Origin of the sequence: Ramlibacter agri, from assembly GCF_012927085.1 — a bacterium.
GTDB classification, from domain to species: domain Bacteria; phylum Pseudomonadota; class Gammaproteobacteria; order Burkholderiales; family Burkholderiaceae_C; genus Ramlibacter; species Ramlibacter agri.
On the sequence record NZ_JABBFX010000001.1, the window covers coordinates 610,298 to 626,691 of the forward strand.

Genomic DNA, 16,394 nt, shown 5'->3' on the forward strand with positions numbered 1-16,394 from the left:
GGAAAGAATCCCGGTAGACCGGGTGGCCGCGCGAGCGCACAGATGGAAGAGGGTGGAGTGGAACTGACCGTATTGATGCCTTGCCTGAACGAGGCGAGGACCGTGGCGAAGTGCGTCGAGGCGGCGCGGAACTTCCTGCGCGCAGCAGGCGTCCACGGCGAAGTGCTGGTGGCCGACAACGGCTCCACCGACGGCTCCCAGGCGCTGGCCGAGGCCGCCGGCGCGCGCGTGGTGCCCGTCTCCGAGCGCGGCTACGGCGCGGCCCTGATCGGCGGCATCAGCGAGGCACGCGGCCGCTACGTAATCATGGGCGACGCCGACGACAGCTACGACTTCTCCCGGCTGCAGGCTTTCGTCGCCAAGCTGCGCGAGGGTGCCGACCTGGTCATGGGCAACCGCTTCCGCGGTGGCATCGAGCAGGGCGCCATGCCCTTCCTGCACCGCTACCTGGGCAACCCGGTTCTCAGCTTCGTGGGCCGCCTGTTCTTCCGGACCAACATCGGCGACTTCCATTGCGGCCTGCGCGGCTTCTCGCGCGCTGCCATCCAGAAGCTCGGGCTGCTGACGCCCGGCATGGAGTTCGCCAGTGAGATGGTGGCCAAGGCGGCGCTGGCCGGCCTGCGGATCGAGGAAGTGCCCACCACGCTGCGGCCCGACGGCCGGGGCCGGCCGCCGCACCTGCGCACCTGGCGCGACGGCTGGCGCCACCTGCGCTTCATGTTCCTGTTCTGTCCGCGCTGGCTGTTCCTCTATCCCGGCCTGGCCTTGCTGCTGGCCGGCGGTGGCGCGATGCTCGCCGGCCTCACGTCCGCCGGCGCGACCCACCTCGGCATCCACTCGATGCTGTATGCCGGCGCGGCCGTCATCCTCGGCGTGCAGATGCTCGCCTTTGCCCTGCTCACCAAATGGCTGGCCGTGCTGGCCGGGATGGTGGCGGAGCCGAAGTGGATGGAACGAGGGTCGCCACTGTTCTCCATCGAGAACGGCCTGCTGTCCGGGCTGGCGCTGTTCCTCGCGGGCCTGGTCTGGTCGCTGGCCATCACCCTCGACTGGGGACGCGCTGGCTTCGGCGCCCTGAATCCGCTGGAGACCATGCGCTCGGTCATCCCGGCCGTCACGCTGATCGCGATCGGCTCCGAGGTCGCCATGGGCTCGCTGTTCGCCGGCGCCCTGCTGTCTTCCTGGCGTTCGCGCCGCGCGCCATGAACGCGGCCGTCCTGCGCGGAATGCGCGCCCCGGGGCCGGGCGCGGAACTCGCGCTCACCTTCGCCATCGTCTGGATCGCGCTCGCGAGCATCCCGGTCGCGCTGGGCGGCATTGGCCTGAGCTGGGATGCGCTGAACCACCACATCTACCTGGGCTGGACCGCGGAACACCCGCGCTTCGATCGCGACTTCCTGGCCGCGTCCTACCAAGGCTACCAGTACCCCTACCTGTACTGGCCGGCCTGGAAATTGTTCCAACACAACGTGCCGGGCAGCATTGCCGGCGTCGTGATCGTCACGCTGCACCTCGTGGCCTTGCCGGCCTTGTGGCTGATTGCGCGCTCCTGCATCCCGGGCCGTAGCTGGTACGCCACCGCGATGCGGATTACGGCCGTCGCCCTGGGCTTTTCGGGCGAGCTGTTCCTCTCCCTGCTGGACACGACGACCAATGACGGACTCGTTTCCGTGCCGTTCGTGTGGGCCGTCGCGGTAGCGCTGCTGGCTGCGCAGCCGCAAGAGGAGCGCCCAAGCTGGTTGACCGCAGCGAGAGCCGTCGCGCTTTCCGGTCTGCTGGCGGGCATCTCCGTTGCATTCAAGCTGAGCAACGGGCCCCTCGCCCTGCTGCTGCCATTGCTGTGGCTGCTCGCCGGTGCGCGCTGGCCCGGCCGGGTCGTTCAGGCCATACATGGTGGCATCTGGACCTTGTTCGGATTCGCCCTGGCGCTCGCACCTTGGGGCTTCCAGCTGTGGAAGGCTTTCGGCAATCCGTTCTACCCCTTCTTCGAACCGCAGTTCGCAGCGCTACGTGCTTCCCTGGGGCTGGTGCCATGATCCGCTTCGAGCCTGACACCCTGCTGGATGCGCTGGTGCGTCCGATCGGCATGGCAGTGCCGGCCGGCGGCGTCTATGCCGAAATTCTGGCACCCGATTTCCGCTTCGTTTTCGTCCTGGCGCTGGTGCTCGCCTGGATTGCGTGGCGCGTGCGCCTGCGCGCGCCTGCGGTCACGCGAACGCTCGCACTGCTGGCCTGCGTTGCACTCAGCTTCGTTCCGTGGCTGGTTACCAGCGGCAACGGCCGCTACTTCATGCCGATGCTCCTCATCGTCGGGCCGCTGTGCATCGCAATGCTGCATCACCTACCCGTGCGCCAGGGCGCGCGGCTGGGCGCGGCGGCCTTCATGCTGCTGGCGCAGGTGGGCCTGCTCCATGAAGTACAGCCCTGGCGCTCATGGGGCTTGGCACCCTGGCGCGACGGCCCTGCGTTCGGCATCGACGTGCCGAAGGATCTGCGCGAGACGCCCGCAACCTATATCTCCCTGAGCGGCATCTCGTATTCGCTGATCGCGCCCTCGTTCCATCCGGATTCGCGCTGGATGAACCTGTCCTCCCAGGCAGGTAGACCCGACCAGGCAGATGACCTGCGGCGCGTGCACAGACTGCTGGACGCCTCGCCGGTCATCTACGGCGTCGTCCCGTCGGCGAACCGGAACGCGAACGAGCGCGACATGCCGGACGACCAGGCCGACGCTCTCGACCTGGGCATTGCCGACTTCGGCCTGCGGATCCGCCGCTCTTCCTGCCGCGTCGTTGCGTCCGTGGGCCTGACGGCGGTGGGCGCAGCGCCCGACCAGCAGATTTCGGACAAGGACCCGCGCGGGTTCCTCGTGTGCCGCCTCGATCGCCTCGCGGGGAAGGCTGCACCGGCAAAGCCGCAGATTCCGGCCGAGGTCGAGGCCGCGCTGGACGCAGTGGAGAAACAGTGCCCTCGGCTGTTCCCGCCCGGAAACGCGACCACCACGGTCCTGCCGGTCGGCTATCGCCGCTTCTACAGTGAGTCCGACATGCGCCTCTACGCCATGGACGACGGCCGCGTGATGTTCAAGTACATCCGTGCCCTGAACATGGTGCAAGTTGGAACCAAGGCCAGCGTCGTCGCACCGGGCTTCCATATGGACTGCAACATCAAGGGGCGCGCCGGCCTGCCTTGGGAGCGGGAAATCTGAATGCGCCTGCGCCGCGTCCTGTTCGACGTCACGCATACTCGCACGCAGGCCGATACAGCCGGCATTTCGCGCACGGTACGGCGGCTGGCGGAGGAATTTCCGGGCGTTGCGGCTGACGCGGGCCTGGGCTTCGAGACAGTCGCCTGCGCTGCCACTGGCTTGCGGCGGGCGCCCCTGGCCCCGTCTGTGCGGAACGCCGCGTCCACCAGCGCGCTGCTGCGTTTTGCCACGGGGATCGCCAAGCCGGCCATCGAGCAGGTCTTGCGCCTGCCCTGGCCCCTGGTCCGGCCGATCTGGCAAGCGGCTGCTGGCCGCGCATTCGATGCTGCAGCGGCCGGTTTGCCCGCCGTGGATCCGCGGCCGGGCGACCTGCTGCTGATGGTCGACGGCAGCTGGAACTATCCCGTCTGGCCCGCCGCGCGGCGGGCACGTGCCCAGGGCGCCGTGGTGGTGCCGCTGATCCACGACCTGATGCCGATCGAGGCTCCCGAATTCTGCGTGCCCTGGGTGCGCAACGCCTTCAACTACTGGCTCCAGGATGCGGTCGGGACGAGCGATGCGCTCCTGTGCAACTCTGCGAGCACGGAGCAAGCGCTGCGTGCCCATGCGCAAAAGAGGGGCTGGCGGCTTCCGCCTACCGCGCATATTCGCCTGGGCAGCGATCCGGCACCGCAACTGGCGGGCGAAGTCCGCCCTGCCTTGCGCGATTTCCTCGCCCGCCCGGCGCCGGCCTATGCGACCGTCGGCTCGCTGGAGCCGAAGAAGAACCATCGCCTGCTGCTGCGGTCATGCGAGGCACTTTGGGCGCAAGGCGAAACGTTTGGCCTCCTGGTCCTGGGTCGCAGGACGCCGGAGTGCGCCGATGTCGCGCAACGGCTCGCTGCGCTGGCCGCGAGGGGCTGTCCGGTGCTCGCCTTGCACGATGCAAATGATGCCGAGATCGCCTACGCGTACCAGCATGCGCGCGCCCTGGTGTTGCCGTCGCTGTTCGAGGGCTTCGGCTTGCCACTGGTGGAGGCCCGCACGCGCGGCTGCCGCGTGCTGGCCAGTGACATCCCCGCGTTCCGCGAACTGGCGGACGACGGCGTACGACTGTTCGATCCCCGCTCGGAGAAGGACCTGTCCGACCGGCTCATGACGGACGCCCACTCCGGCGCAGCGGGCGTGGTGCGCGCCATGCCTGCGTGGCGCTGGCGCGAATGCGCCGCGCAGAGCCTGGAGCGGGTGCAGGAGCTCCTGGGCCGCGCGGCGCCTGGGCCGGCAGCCAGCGCGCCAATCACTTCCCAACGGACATCGTCCATCGCGCCATGATCATCATCCGCACACCCCTGAGGGTCAGCTTCTTTGGCGGCGGCACCGATTTCCCCGAGTTCTTCGCCGAGAACGGCGGTGCGGTGCTGGGCACGGCGATCAACAAGTACATTTACCACACGGTTTCGCACCTGCCGTCCTGGCTGTTCGACCACAAGATTCGCTTCTCCTACCGCAAGGTCGAACTGGCACCCGACCTGGACAGCATCGAGCACCGGCCGTTCCGCGAGATCCTGCGCTATTGCGGCGTCCACCAGGACGTCGAAGTCAATCTTGCGTCCGACCTGCCGTCCTTCAGCGGCCTCGGCTCCTCCTCGAGTTTCACGGTGGGCCTGATCAAGGGCCTGCACGCCCTGCAGGGCCGCTGCGTCGGCAACGAGGAACTGGCGCGCTGCGCGATCCACATCGAGCGCGAGGTACTGCAGGAGACAGTGGGTTTGCAGGACCAGGTCTTCGCCGCTTACGGCGGCCTCAACATCGTGCAGTTCTCCGGCCGCGGCGACTTCAACGTGGAGCGCATCGCCATCGGCGAGACGCGCCTGCGCGAGCTGAACGACAGCATGCTGCTGTACTTCACCGGGCGCACGCGGCACGCGCAGGAGGTGGAGAAGGCCAAACTGGACAAGCTGGCGGACAATCGCCCGACGCTGCGCAAGATGCTGGGCCTGGTCGACAAGGCGCACGGCGTGCTGACCGGTTCGGGCAGTCTCGCGGTGTTCGCGCAACTGCTGAACGACAGCTGGGTCGAGAAGCGCAAGCTCGATGCCTCGGTGAGCAACCCCGAGATCGACAAGCTCTACGATCTCGGCATGACGGCGGGCGCGCTCGGCGGCAAGCTGCTGGGCGCCGGTGGTGGCGGCTTCATGCTGCTGCTGGTGCCGCCCGAGCGGCAGACCGCGGTGCGCGCGGCATTGCGGAGCTATCACGAAGTGCCGATCGGCATCAATGCGGCCGGCAGCACGGTCGTCCACGCATAAAGACATCTCCAGAGAGGGACCATCCATGAACATCCTCGTGACCGGCGGGGCCGGCTACATCGGCTCCGTGCTCGTGCCCAAGCTGCTCCAGGCGGGGCATGCCGTGACGGTGCTGGACAACTTCATGTTCAACCAGCCGACGCTGGCCGAATGCTGCAGCTACGACGCCTTCCAGGTGGAGCGGGGCGACTGCCGCGACCAGGCGACCATGGAGCGCCTCGTCGCCAAGGCGGACGTCATCATCCCGCTCGCCGCGCTGGTGGGTGCGCCCCTGTGCAAGATCGATCCGGTCGGTGCGCAGACGATCAACCAGGACGCGGTGGAGATGCTGTGCCGCATCGCCAGCAAGGACCAGCGCATCCTGATGCCCGTGTCCAACAGCGGCTATGGCATCGGCGAGAAGGCCAAGGCCTGCACGGAAGAAAGCCCGCTGCGGCCGCTCTCGCTGTATGGCGTGACGAAGGTGAATGCCGAGACGGCAGTGCTGCAGCGCGAGAACAGCGCGACCTTCCGGCTGGCGACAGTGTTCGGCATGTCGCCGCGCATGCGTCTCGACCTGCTGGTCAACGATTTCACCTATCGTGCCCTGCGTGACCGCGCCGTCGTGATCTTCGAAGGCCACTTCAAGCGCAACTACATCCACATCCAGGACGTCGCTCGCGTTTTCCTGCACGCGCTGGAAAACTTCGAGGCGATGCGCGGCCGCCCCTACAACGTGGGGCTCGACGACGCCAACCTCTCCAAGCTGGAACTGTGCGCGCTGATCCAGCGGCACGTGCCCGGCTTCACCTACCTGGAAGCGCCGATCGGCGAGGACCCGGACAAGCGCGACTACATCGTGTCGAACGCGCGGCTGGCTTCGACCGGTTTCGTCACGCAGTGGAGCCTGGACCGCGGTATCCGCGAACTGCTCAAGGGGTACGTGATCCTGCGCGACTCGCGTTACGGTAACGTCTGACATGCACGCTGATGCGCCTGAGCTGGCGGTCATCCTGGTCGGCGGGCTGGGAACGCGCATCCGCCACCTGCTGCAGGGCCGGCCCAAGCCACTGGCGCCGGTGGCTGGCAAGCCGTTTCTGGAATGGGTGATCCGCTACCTGCAGGGGCAGGGCGTGCGGCGCATCGTGCTGGCGGCCGGATACGCCGGCGACCAGGTGCAGGCGTTCGCCGAATCCCTGGACCTCCCGGGCGTGGAACTGCGGACGGTGATCGAGCCGGAACCGCGCGGCACGGCGGGGGGCTTTCTGCACGCATGGCGGCAGGAACGGCCCGCGCCTGCCAATGCATTGGTGCTCAATGGCGATTCGCTGGCGCTGGTGCCGCTCGCGCCGCTGTTCGCGGCTTCCCGTGACCCGGGGTGCGCCGGGGCCATCCTGGCCGTGCAGGTGGACGACGCGGGCCGCTACGGGACCCTGGACGTGGCGACCGATTCCAGCCTGTGGGCCTTTGCCGAGAAGCGCGGCGAATCCGTACCCGGCCTGGTCAATGCCGGGGTATACCTGCTTCCGCATGCCACCGTCACGGGTCTGCCGGTTACCAGCGCGTCGCTCAGTTTTGAGACCGAAGTGTTCCCGGGCCTGGTCGCGAGCGGCCAGCGCGTGCGGGTGGCGAGCTCGCGCGGCGCTTTCCTCGACATCGGCACGGAGGCGTCGCTGGCGCAGGCCGATGCTTTCATCCGTGACAATCCCTCCTGGTTCCAGCCCAAATCCTGAAGCGCCGTCCATGCATTGCCGCGTCTGCGACTCCACCGACCTGCAACCGGTCCTCGACCTGGGGCAGCAGCCCTGGTGCAACCACTTCCTGCGCCCCGAAGAAGTCGGCAAGGAGCCGTACTACCCGCTGCACCTGCTGTATTGCAACGCCTGCCATACCTCGCAGCTGGACTACACGGTCAAGAAGGAGGTCATGTTCGGGGATCACACCTACCTCTCCGGCGTGACCCGTTCGCTCTCCGAGCATTTCCGGAACGTGGCGCAGGAAGTGGACCAGCGCTTCTTCGCCGATCGCCCGCTCAAGTCCGTTCTGGACATTGGCTCCAACGACGGCACCCAGCTGAAGCACTTCCAGGCGCTGGGCTGGGACGTGCTGGGCGTGGAATCGTCCGCGGGCACCGCGCGCCGCGCCAACGAGGCTGGCGTTCCGACCCACCAGGCCTTCTTCAACCTGCAGACCCTGCGCGACATCGGACGTCGGTTCGACGTGATCAATGCCTCCGGCGTCTTCTTCCACTTGGAGGAACTGCACTCGGTGACCGAGGCCGTGCGCGAAGGCCTGCAGCCGAACGGCGTGTTCGTGGTGCAGTTCCTCTACATGAAGAGCATCATGGAGAATCTTGCCTTCGACCAGATCTACCACGAGCACCTCCTGTACTACACGCTGGAGACGATCTCGGTGTTGTTGAAGCGGCATGGCCTGGAACTCTTCGACGCCTATCTCGCGCCAATCCACGGCGGCTCCATCATTGCCAGCGTCGGTCATCCGGGCGAGCGGCCCGTGTCGGAGCGGCTGCAGCGCATGCTTGCGCAAGAGGCAGCGAGCGGCTGCAACACCATCGAGGCGTACCACGACTTTGCCAGACGTGTCGCGCAAGTCAGGGAACGTGATCGCGCCTACCTGCACGCCGCGCGCGCCAGCGGCAAGCGCATCTTCGGCATGGGCGCGCCGGTGAAGGGCAACACGCTGCTGAACTACTTCGGCATCGGCACCGAAACCATCGAGTGCCTGGTGGAAAAGAACGAACTGCGGCGGGACCTCTATTCGCCCGGCATGCACATTCCGATCCGCATCGAGTCCGAGCTGCCGGCGCCGCCGGACATCTACTACGTGCTGGCCTGGAACTTCAAGAAGGAGATCCTCGCCAACAACCGCGCGCTGATTGAGCAGGGCGTGGAGTTCTACTTCCCGGTGGACCCGCAATGAGCCAGGTCCTCGTCACCGGCGGCACGGGCTTCCTCGGCACGCACCTGTGCCGCAAGCTGCGCGACCAGGGCCACGAACTCGTGGTGCTCAACTCGCGCAACTGCGACCTTACGAAGCAGGGCAGCCTCGAGGCGCTGCAGCCGCGCCGCTACGACCTGGTGTTCCACCTCGCGGCCTGGACGCAGGCCGGTGACTTCTGCCTGCACCATCCTGGCGAGCAGTGGGTCATCAACCAGCAGATCAACACCAACGTCCTGGCCTGGTGGTCCGCGGTGCAGCCGCAGGCCAAACTGGTCTTCATCGGAACCAGCTGCGCCTACGCGCCCGACGCGCCGCTGGTGGAAGAGAACTACATGGACGGCGAGCCGATCGACAGCCTGTACACCTATGCGATGACAAAGCGCATGCTGTACCAGGGGGCTCGGGCGCTCGCCAAGCAGTACGACCTGCGCTGGCTGAGCGTGGTGCCTTCCACGCTGTACGGGCCCGGCTACCACACGGATGGCCGCCAGATGCACTTCATCTTCGACCTGGTGCGCAAGATCATCCGGGGCAAGGAGCTGGGCGACCCGGTGGTGCTGTGGGGCGACGGCCATCAGAAGCGCGAGATCGTGTACGTGGACGACTTCGTCGACGCGATGCTGGCGCTGGTGCCTGGCGTTGACAACGAGCTGGTGAACCTGGGGGCCGGCGAGGAAACGTCGATCCGCAGCTTTGTCGACGCGATCTGCGAGATCGTGGGCTACGACCCGGCGCGGGTGCAGTACGACACGGCTCGCTATGTGGGCGCGCGTTCCAAGTGCCTGGACGTAGCCAAGGCGCAGCGGCTGGTGCCGGGCTACCTTAAAACCAGCCTGGCTGAGGGTCTCGACCGCACGATCGCCTGGTTCTTCCAGGAGCAGGCTTACCTGCGGTGAGCCAGGACACAGCGCCGCGCTGGAGACAGGCGTTTCGTTCGCGTTTCGCGGTCAGCGCCTTGTGGGTTACCGGCCTCAACATGGCGTCCAACGTGCTGATGTTGTTCGCCAACACCTACGCGGCGCGGTGCCTCGGGCCTGCCAACCTGGGCGTCAGCGCACAGGTACAGGCTCTGGTGCAGCAGCTGGCGCTTTCGTTCAACGGAGGTTTTGACGCCGTAAGCGTGCGCCTGGTGGCAGCTGGCCAGGAAAAGCCGGCCAACGTGCTGCGTTCAGTGCTGGTTTTTCGGACTGGAATTGCGCTCTTGCTGGCTGTCGGCTGGATCGTCGGCGTTTTCCTGCTGGTGCCGGCAGGCCCAGTGCGGATGGCATGGATGCTGGGCGCCCTGCTTCTCGTCGTACTCGCGCTTCAGCTGCCTTTCCTGTTCCAGTCCATCGAACAGATGCCACGCTTTGCGGCCATCACGGCGGGGACATCCCTGCTGGTTGCCCTTACCTACGCGGTAGCTTTCCATCCCGAGATGCCTGTGGGCTCCGACCTGCTGGTGGCAGCGGTCGTCGGCAGCGTGGCAGCCGTCAGCGCTTGCATGCTCGCCTGCCGGCTCGTCCATCTCAACCCGGCTACTTTCTTCACGCACTGGGCGGAAATCCGCGTCCTGCTTGTGCGCCTGCTCGCGCAGAGTTGGCGCTACTGGCTGCTCGCAGCGCTGACCCTGGTGTACACGGTGCTGCCGGTCTCGCTGCTTGCCTGGCTGCAGGGCGACTCCGCCGCCGGCATCCTGCGGGTCTGCCTGCTCTTCGCCAGCGGCCTGGAGGTCGTGTTTGCAAGCATCAACAGCCTGCTGCTTCCGCGGCTCGTTCGCTGGCTGCATGAAGAGGGACTGGACGCCTTGTGGGCACACCAGAAGGAGCTGCTCAAGGCCTATCTCGCTTTTGCCGTCCTCGTTGGCTTGGCGCTTCTCGGGCTCTCGCCCTGGATCTTCACGCACCTCCTCGGCGAGCGCTATCTGCCAGGGCTGGTGCCGTTTTTCGTCTTCGCAGCGGGCCGCCTCGTGGTGTTCGTCGGCCAGATCTATTCCTGGGGCGTGGTCGCGCTCCGCCTGGACCGGCAGATCGTGCTCGCCACGGCTTGTGCCGCTGCAGCCAGCCTGCTGCTCAACGTCGCATTGGTGCCATCCCTGTCCATCCTGGGCACGGCCTTGTCAGCGCTCGCTGCCGAGACCATCCTGGTCACGCTCGCTTGGCTGATGCAGTGGCACGCCGTTCGCGCCGCGCGCTAGCCGCGGCGACTCGGAATGTAATACTTGAACTGCGGCTTGCCTGCGAGCGACGCAGGTTTCTCGATCAGCGCATAAGCAGCCCACCCGATCGTGTGCCACAGCAGCTGCTCCAGGCCCAGCACGTTGCGGGTCAGGAAGTACCACGGCAGCAGGACCGGAAAGGCGAGCCGATATTTCGCCGATGTCACATGGCCGGTTGCCAGCGTATCGCAGCCCAGGTAGCGCGCCAGGCGGTAGAGGCTTTGCGGTGTCCACGGCCGCGAATTGTGGGTCGGGTCATCGTAGTAGGAGAAGCTGCAGAAGAGGTCGTGCCGAAACGGCACGCCGGGCAACCAGAGCGATCGCTCGGACGGTGCTTCCAGATAGACCCGACCGCCCGGTCGGCAAACGCGCACGCATTCCATGACCAGGGCGATCGGGTCGGGAACGTGTTCCATCACGTGGTTCGCGACAACGGCATCGAACTGGTCGTCCTCGAACGGTAGCGCGTCGGTGCGCAAGTCCGCCTCTCGAAAGACGAAGCCCTCCGGCACGTCGGTAGGCGCGGCGGGCGCATAGTCGACGCCGAAATGGCGCAGGTCTGATCGCCCGGCGCGCCTGGCCGCCTCGATCTGGGCAAAACCCAGGCAGCCGATATCCAGCAGCGAGCCGCTCGCTGGCAACTGTTCGAAGAGGGTCTGCTTGGCGCGAGGAAGCAAAATCTGCCTGCTGTGACTTGGAGAGCCTAAGGACGCGGGTAAGGTCGAGCTTGCGTCATTATGCGTGCAGCCCGGGCGAGCCTAAGGATTCGCGCATTCACGGGTTGCTCGCCAGGCCCCGCAACTCGCGCGCGTACGCTCCCTCGCTGTGGAACTCGAGGAAGCTCTCGCGCATGCGTGAAAGCTTCTGGCGCAATTCAGGGTCTTCGGCAGCCCGCCGGATGGTTGCCAAGGTTCCTGCCGGGTCCGACCAGTCGCACACCAGCTCCCGCAGATCGTGGCGATCCAGTTCGAACGCCATCCACGTGCCATCCGTCACGAGCGGGATTTTCCCGGCGGCCACGCACTCCGCGAAGATGCCCGAGGTTGCGAGCCGATAGCGCTGCCGGTCGTAGGGCATCAGCAAGACATCGGCGGTATGCAGCCAGGCATCGTAGTCGCCGCTGCTCAAGTGACGCGGCAGAGCCTGCACCGTCACGCCGACGCCGCTGGCGATGTTGGCGGCTTCGGACAGCGCGAGCCGGATGCGCCGGCCGGCAGGAACGGGGGCCGGCGCCTGTGCAAGTCGCTGCATCACATCCAGGCCTTTGTCCGGGCGCGGCGCGCCGGGCCACCAGCAGATGATTTCGTCCGGGTCGCGCGCGAGCGTGCGTGACGCCTGCGCACTGGTGTGCGGGATCGGCATTACGTGGGCTGGCATGCCGAAGGTGGACTTCAGCTCCGTCGCAAGCGGAACGCTGTCGGTCAGCATGCGGAAGCGCCCGTTCGGGAACAGCCGGATCAACGAAGCGACGGCGCGCTGGTACAGCTTGCCGGCTATTCCGCGCGCAGCGGGGTCGTAGCGGTACAGGAACCAGAAATGCAGGCGCTCCTTCGGCAGCCGGCGCATGGCCTGGCGGATCGCCAGCAGTTGCGGACCATTGAAGTCGTCGAGGAAGACGATGCATTCGCCCGCGGCGCCAAGGCGCAGTTCTTCCTGGACCGCCTGCACCAGCGTATCGGTGAAGCGGCGCATGTCACCCAGCAGCGCGAACGCCTTGCCGCGTGCCAGGACCTGCGGGAGCCCGGTCGTGAGCAGGCCGGTATCCAGGACCGCGCGCCAGCTCTCCGGCAAGCGGGCCAGCCCATGACTGGTGGAGACCAGCGCGACATGTCGCCAGCCGCAGGCTCGCGCCGCGTTGCCCACGCTTTGGTGGTAACCGACGTGATGGCCGATACCGCCGTGCACGTCCGGCATCACGGAGATCATCGTGATCTGCTTGTCATTCATGGCAGGCATTCTCGGACAGCGCGTCGACGGTCAGCTCGCCGAAGTAGTGGTGCCCCCGCGGAATGCGGCCGAACAACTCGTAGGCGGCGTCGTAGCGTGCCTCGTCGCTCCACACGGAGCGCGCACCCGGCGGGCACTTGCGCCGCGGGTGCGTGGGCCCGAAGATCCCCGTGACGTTGGCGTTCAGCGCGCCGGCCATGTGCATCAAGCCGCAATCGGTGCTGTAAACGCGCGTTGCCCCTTGCAGCACGCCCCACACCTGTGGCAGGCTGATGCTGCCGCACAGGTTGATAGCGTCCGGCACGCGGAGCGCGTCGTAGTAGGCGCGCTCCGGCGCGGACCCGACGAACACCACCTGCTGCTCGCGCGCGACGCGCAGGGCGAGCGCGCGGAACAGATCCACGGGCAACTGCCGCACGCTCGATTGCTCGTTCGCATTGCGGCCGCCCGAGTTCACGAGCACCGTGTAAGGCCGGGCCAGCGGGTAGGCGGTGGCGGGAGGAAGTTCGAGCCGCCGGTCCGACGCATCCACCTCCAGGCCGCTCGCCGCGAGCAACCGCAGGTAGTAATCGACCTCGTGGGCAACCTCGCCATACCGCACGGTGTGCGTGAGGAACAGGCCCTCCGCGGCGCGGCGGCGAAAACCGATTCGCCGCGGCACTCGTGCGAGCCACGCCAGCAGGGTGAACACCCAGTGCTTGTCGAGGACGTACACGGCGTCGTAGCCGCGCAGCTTTTCCAGGATTTCGCCAAGGCGCGACACCTGGCCGCCAAAAAGGATGCGCTCGTCGAACTCCAGCACGCGGCTCAGGTGCGGGTTGCCATCGAGCACCACGCGGACGCCGCGGCCCACCAGGTAGTCGATCTGCGCATCCGGCAGGCGCGCGCGCAGCTGGCGCAGGAGCGGCGTGGTCATCACCACGTCGCCCAGCGCGCCTATCTTCCACAGCAGCACCTTCATCGCTTGTTGCGTCCCCCGCCGGGGACTATACCGGGTGGGCTGGCACAATCCCGCACCAGCCATGCCGTCCGCCCTGTCCCGCATCCGAGAAGGCGCCTTGCCGCGGCTCGTCGACCGCGTGGCCGGTACGCCATTGCTCTGGACGCTGGGCCTGCTGCGGCGCCGGCGCGCATTGCCGCAGGCGCCCCGGCGTTTCGGCCTGATGATGTTCGAGACCATTGGCGACACGCTGCTGGCAGGCACCTTGCCGGCCAGCCTGCGAGCGGCCATCCCGGGCGCGGAGATCGTGGTTTTTGCATCGCGCGGCAACCGGGGCGCCGTCGAACTGTTCGACGGGATCGCGCAAGTGGTGGAGGTGCCGCTCACGCAGCCGGCCGCCGCCATCGCCGCGATCCGCAGTGTGCCGGTGGACGTGATGATCGACATCGGCCAGTGGCCCCGCTGGTACGCGCTGCTGTGTGCCCTCTCGCGCAGCCGCTTCACCATCGGTTTCGCCACGCCGGGCCAGGGCCGCCACTACGCCTACGACAGCACGGTTCCCCACGGCAGCGACGTGCATGAACTGGAAAACTTCCAGCGCCTGCTGGCGCCCTTGTGCGATGTGCATCCCGCGCCTCCGGCCCGGGCGCTGAAGCCAGTTGGCCTGGCGCCTGCCGCCCTGGCGCAGCATGCGCCCTACGTGATCCTCCATCCATGGGCCAGCGGCTTCCGCTATCCCTCGCGGGAGTGGCCGCTGGCGCGGTGGGCCGAGATCGCGCAGCGCGCTGCCGGCGCTGGAATGTCGGTGTTCGTTTCGGGCGCGCCGGCCGATCGCGACAAGGCGGCCCGGCTCGTCGCCGCCTGCGCCCCTGGCTTGCCGGTGCGGTCGCTCGCGGGCGAATTGTCGCTGCCGCAGCTGGCCGCCGCTTTGCAAGGCGCCGCCGCAGTCGTTGCCGTCAATACCGGGGTGATGCATCTCGCGGGCGTCCTCGGTGCGCCGCTGGTGGCGCTGCACGGCCCGACCAGCCGCCGCCGCTGGGGGCCGGTTGGTGGTCGCAGCATCGCGCTGGCTCCGGACGATCCGGCCGGCTGCGAATTCCTCAACCTCGGCTTCGAATATCCGCCAGGGCCGGTCGACTGCATGGAGCGCATTTCCGTCAACGCGGTCAGTGAAGCCCTGTTCGCGCTGGCCGGCGTCGCGCAGCCGATGGAACAGCGTTAGCGATTTGTCCATGCCTCGTCCCGTCATGCCGCGCCTCGTCGCCGGCACCCTGCTGGCCGCGCTCCCCTGGCTCAACCCCTTCTCCGCCGGCCCATCGCCGGCGGTGGACCCATGGCTCACGAGTTGCGCCTGCCTGCTCGCGCTGTGCCTGCTCGCGCGCGCGCCGGGGCCGCTGGCGCGGCCCGGGTTGCTGGCCATCGCGGTCGGGACGGTGCTGTGGGCCGTGGTGTCGCATGCGAAGGTGCAGCCCGAGACCGTCTTTCTGGCGGCGGGGCTGGCGCTGGTCGTGCTGGCGGCCGGCATCGTCGACGACCCGGACATCGGGCAGGCCTTGCAACTGGGGCTGCTGCTGGCCGCCAGCGCCAGCGCCGTCATCGCGCTGCTCCAATACTTCGGCTTGGCCGAGCCGCTGCGGCCCTGGGTGAACGGGGCGCAGGTCGGCGAGGCCTACGCCAACCTGCGGCAGCCGAACCACTTCGGCAGCCTGTGCTGGATCGGCGCGGCGGTGCTGCTGTTCGGGACGCTGCGGCTGCCGCGCGCGGCGGCCTTCGCGCTGATGGTGCTGCTGGCGGTGGCGAGCGCGGCCTCGGTGTCGCGGACCGGCATCGTGCAGGGATTCATGCTCACCTTGCTGGCTGCCGTGTGGCAGGGGCCGCAGCGGCGCGACCGCCTGCAGCTTTGCCTGGCCGCGGGCATCGCCTATTTCGCCGCCACCTGGATGCTGCCGGAGTTGCTGCGCGCCATCACCGGCGTGCTGCCCGCGCGCACGCTATGGGGCCGCATCGAGGGCGGCGACCCCTGCACCAGCCGGCTGGTGCTGTGGTCCAACGTGCTGCGGCTGATCGCGCTGCGGCCGCTCACGGGCTGGGGCTGGGGCGACCTCGATTACGCGCACTTCATGACGCTGTACCCGGGCGCTCGCTTCTGCGACATCCTGGACAACGCGCACAACCTGCCGCTGCACCTGGCGGTGGAACTGGGCGTGCCGGCGGCGCTGGTGCTGTGCGCGATCGCGCTGCTCTGGGCCTGGCGCCAGCAGCCCCGCCACGAGCAGGCCCCGCTGCGGCGCCTGGCCTGGGCGCTGCTGGCGCTGGTGCTGCTGCACAGCCTGCTGGAGTACCCGCTCTGGTACGGGCCCTTCCAGATCGTGGTCGGCGCCGCGCTGGGCTGGCTCATCGCGCCACGTGACGAGGCCGCGGGTCGCTCGCCGGGCTTCATCGCCGTGGTGTGCGTGCTGTTCGGGGTGACCGCTTATGCGGCCTGGGACTACCAGCGCGTGAGCCAGATCTACCTGGAGCCGGAGCAGCGGCGCGCCATGTGGCGCGAGGACACGCTGGACCACGTGCGCAAGTCCTGGCTGTTCCGCTCGCAGGCCCGTTTCGCGGAACTCACGCTGCTCGGCGCCACGCGCGCCAATGCGCCGGAGGTGTTCACGCTGTCGGAACAGATGCTGCACTACTCGCCGGAGCCGCGCGTGATCGAGCGGGCGATCGAGAGTCTGGTGCTGCTGGGGCGGGACGACGAGGCGGTGCTGGATCTGGCGCGCTATCGGGCGGCGTTCCCGAAGGACTACGAGGCGTGGCGGGAGGCGCAGAAGAAGCCCTCGCCGCTGTTGGGGGCGCCGGGGTCTTGAGGGAGGGGCGGTGAAAGGC

Annotated in this window: 15 protein-coding genes; 12 read left to right on the plus strand and 3 right to left on the minus strand. The window is 67.8% G+C overall.

What is annotated here, in order from left to right:
* Nucleotides 1-57 precede the first annotated feature (57 nt).
* The 10 genes from HHL11_RS02980 to HHL11_RS03025 are packed head-to-tail and all read left to right on the plus strand — an operon-like array spanning nucleotide 58 to nucleotide 10,612.
* Complete coding sequence (locus HHL11_RS02980) at nucleotides 58-1,206, plus strand: glycosyltransferase family 2 protein (protein ID WP_342593165.1); 1,149 nt, start codon at nucleotides 58-60, stop codon at nucleotides 1,204-1,206.
* A complete protein-coding gene (locus tag HHL11_RS02985; RefSeq protein WP_169416959.1) occupies nucleotides 1,203-2,036 on the plus strand; it encodes a hypothetical protein in 834 nt (277 codons plus the stop codon). Before HHL11_RS02980 ends, HHL11_RS02985 begins: the two co-directional genes overlap by 4 nt.
* Nucleotides 2,033-3,208 carry a hypothetical protein gene (locus HHL11_RS02990; RefSeq protein ID WP_169416960.1) on the plus strand — a complete coding sequence of 392 codons (1,176 nt, stop codon included), beginning with the start codon at nucleotides 2,033-2,035 and terminating at the stop codon, nucleotides 3,206-3,208. The genes HHL11_RS02985 and HHL11_RS02990 overlap by 4 nt, the downstream gene beginning before the upstream one ends.
* Nucleotides 3,209-4,519, plus strand: a complete 1,311-nt coding sequence (locus HHL11_RS02995) for a glycosyltransferase (RefSeq protein WP_169416961.1) — start codon at nucleotides 3,209-3,211, stop codon at nucleotides 4,517-4,519.
* Complete coding sequence (locus HHL11_RS03000; RefSeq protein ID WP_169416962.1) at nucleotides 4,516-5,496, plus strand: GHMP family kinase ATP-binding protein; 981 nt, start codon at nucleotides 4,516-4,518, stop codon at nucleotides 5,494-5,496. Before HHL11_RS02995 ends, HHL11_RS03000 begins: the two co-directional genes overlap by 4 nt.
* A gap of 25 nt (nucleotides 5,497-5,521) precedes the next feature.
* A complete protein-coding gene (locus tag HHL11_RS03005) occupies nucleotides 5,522-6,454 on the plus strand; it encodes an NAD-dependent epimerase/dehydratase family protein (protein ID WP_169416963.1) in 933 nt (310 codons plus the stop codon).
* 1 nt (nucleotide 6,455) lies between these two features.
* Entirely contained in the window at nucleotides 6,456-7,208 is a 753-nt protein-coding gene (locus HHL11_RS03010; protein WP_169416964.1) for a sugar phosphate nucleotidyltransferase, read from the plus strand.
* Between the two features lie 10 nt (nucleotides 7,209-7,218).
* Complete coding sequence (locus HHL11_RS03015; RefSeq protein ID WP_169416965.1) at nucleotides 7,219-8,415, plus strand: class I SAM-dependent methyltransferase; 1,197 nt, start codon at nucleotides 7,219-7,221, stop codon at nucleotides 8,413-8,415.
* Nucleotides 8,412-9,332, plus strand: a complete 921-nt coding sequence (locus HHL11_RS03020; RefSeq protein WP_169416966.1) for an NAD-dependent epimerase/dehydratase family protein — start codon at nucleotides 8,412-8,414, stop codon at nucleotides 9,330-9,332. The genes HHL11_RS03015 and HHL11_RS03020 overlap by 4 nt, the downstream gene beginning before the upstream one ends.
* Nucleotides 9,329-10,612: an oligosaccharide flippase family protein gene (locus HHL11_RS03025; protein WP_169416967.1), complete on the plus strand. Its 1,284-nt coding sequence runs from the start codon at nucleotides 9,329-9,331 to the stop codon at nucleotides 10,610-10,612. The genes HHL11_RS03020 and HHL11_RS03025 overlap by 4 nt, the downstream gene beginning before the upstream one ends.
* Here HHL11_RS03025 and HHL11_RS03030 read toward each other — a convergent pair.
* The 3 genes from HHL11_RS03030 to HHL11_RS03040 form a co-directional block, all read right to left on the minus strand.
* Nucleotides 10,609-11,310, minus strand: coding sequence for a class I SAM-dependent methyltransferase (locus tag HHL11_RS03030; protein WP_169416968.1), 702 nt, complete (start codon nucleotides 11,308-11,310; stop codon nucleotides 10,609-10,611). The genes HHL11_RS03025 and HHL11_RS03030 overlap by 4 nt on opposite strands.
* Before the next feature lie 97 nt (nucleotides 11,311-11,407).
* Nucleotides 11,408-12,580 carry a glycosyltransferase family protein gene (locus tag HHL11_RS03035; protein WP_169416969.1) on the minus strand — a complete coding sequence of 391 codons (1,173 nt, stop codon included), beginning with the start codon at nucleotides 12,578-12,580 and terminating at the stop codon, nucleotides 11,408-11,410.
* Complete coding sequence (locus HHL11_RS03040; protein WP_169416970.1) at nucleotides 12,573-13,541, minus strand: glycosyltransferase family 9 protein; 969 nt, start codon at nucleotides 13,539-13,541, stop codon at nucleotides 12,573-12,575. Before HHL11_RS03040 ends, HHL11_RS03035 begins: the two co-directional genes overlap by 8 nt.
* A gap of 61 nt (nucleotides 13,542-13,602) precedes the next feature.
* Here HHL11_RS03040 and HHL11_RS03045 point away from each other — a divergent pair, with 61 nt between their 5' ends.
* Entirely contained in the window at nucleotides 13,603-14,742 is a 1,140-nt protein-coding gene (locus HHL11_RS03045) for a glycosyltransferase family 9 protein (protein ID WP_169416971.1), read from the plus strand.
* A gap of 10 nt (nucleotides 14,743-14,752) precedes the next feature.
* Nucleotides 14,753-16,375, plus strand: a complete 1,623-nt coding sequence (locus HHL11_RS03050; protein WP_169416972.1) for a PglL family O-oligosaccharyltransferase — start codon at nucleotides 14,753-14,755, stop codon at nucleotides 16,373-16,375.
* Nucleotides 16,376-16,394: the final 19 nt, after the last annotated feature.

What these genes read in the sequence shown, in the direction of transcription:
- HHL11_RS02985 (WP_169416959.1), top strand. Translation starts at nt 1,203, where the DNA reads ATGAACGCGGCCGTCCTGCGCGGAATGCGCGCCCCGGGGCCGGGCGCG.
- HHL11_RS02990 (WP_169416960.1), top strand. Translation starts at nt 2,033, where the DNA reads ATGATCCGCTTCGAGCCTGACACCCTGCTGGATGCGCTGGTGCGTCCG.
- HHL11_RS02995 (WP_169416961.1), top strand. Translation starts at nt 3,209, where the DNA reads ATGCGCCTGCGCCGCGTCCTGTTCGACGTCACGCATACTCGCACGCAG.
- HHL11_RS03000 (WP_169416962.1), top strand. Translation starts at nt 4,516, where the DNA reads ATGATCATCATCCGCACACCCCTGAGGGTCAGCTTCTTTGGCGGCGGC.
- HHL11_RS03005 (WP_169416963.1), top strand. Translation starts at nt 5,522, where the DNA reads ATGAACATCCTCGTGACCGGCGGGGCCGGCTACATCGGCTCCGTGCTC.
- HHL11_RS03010 (WP_169416964.1), top strand. Translation starts at nt 6,456, where the DNA reads ATGCACGCTGATGCGCCTGAGCTGGCGGTCATCCTGGTCGGCGGGCTG.
- HHL11_RS03015 (WP_169416965.1), top strand. Translation starts at nt 7,219, where the DNA reads ATGCATTGCCGCGTCTGCGACTCCACCGACCTGCAACCGGTCCTCGAC.
- HHL11_RS03020 (WP_169416966.1), top strand. Translation starts at nt 8,412, where the DNA reads ATGAGCCAGGTCCTCGTCACCGGCGGCACGGGCTTCCTCGGCACGCAC.
- HHL11_RS03035 (WP_169416969.1), bottom strand. Translation starts at nt 12,580, where the DNA reads ATGAATGACAAGCAGATCACGATGATCTCCGTGATGCCGGACGTGCAC.
- HHL11_RS03040 (WP_169416970.1), bottom strand. Translation starts at nt 13,541, where the DNA reads ATGAAGGTGCTGCTGTGGAAGATAGGCGCGCTGGGCGACGTGGTGATG.
- HHL11_RS03045 (WP_169416971.1), top strand. Translation starts at nt 13,603, where the DNA reads ATGCCGTCCGCCCTGTCCCGCATCCGAGAAGGCGCCTTGCCGCGGCTC.
- HHL11_RS03050 (WP_169416972.1), top strand. Translation starts at nt 14,753, where the DNA reads ATGCCTCGTCCCGTCATGCCGCGCCTCGTCGCCGGCACCCTGCTGGCC.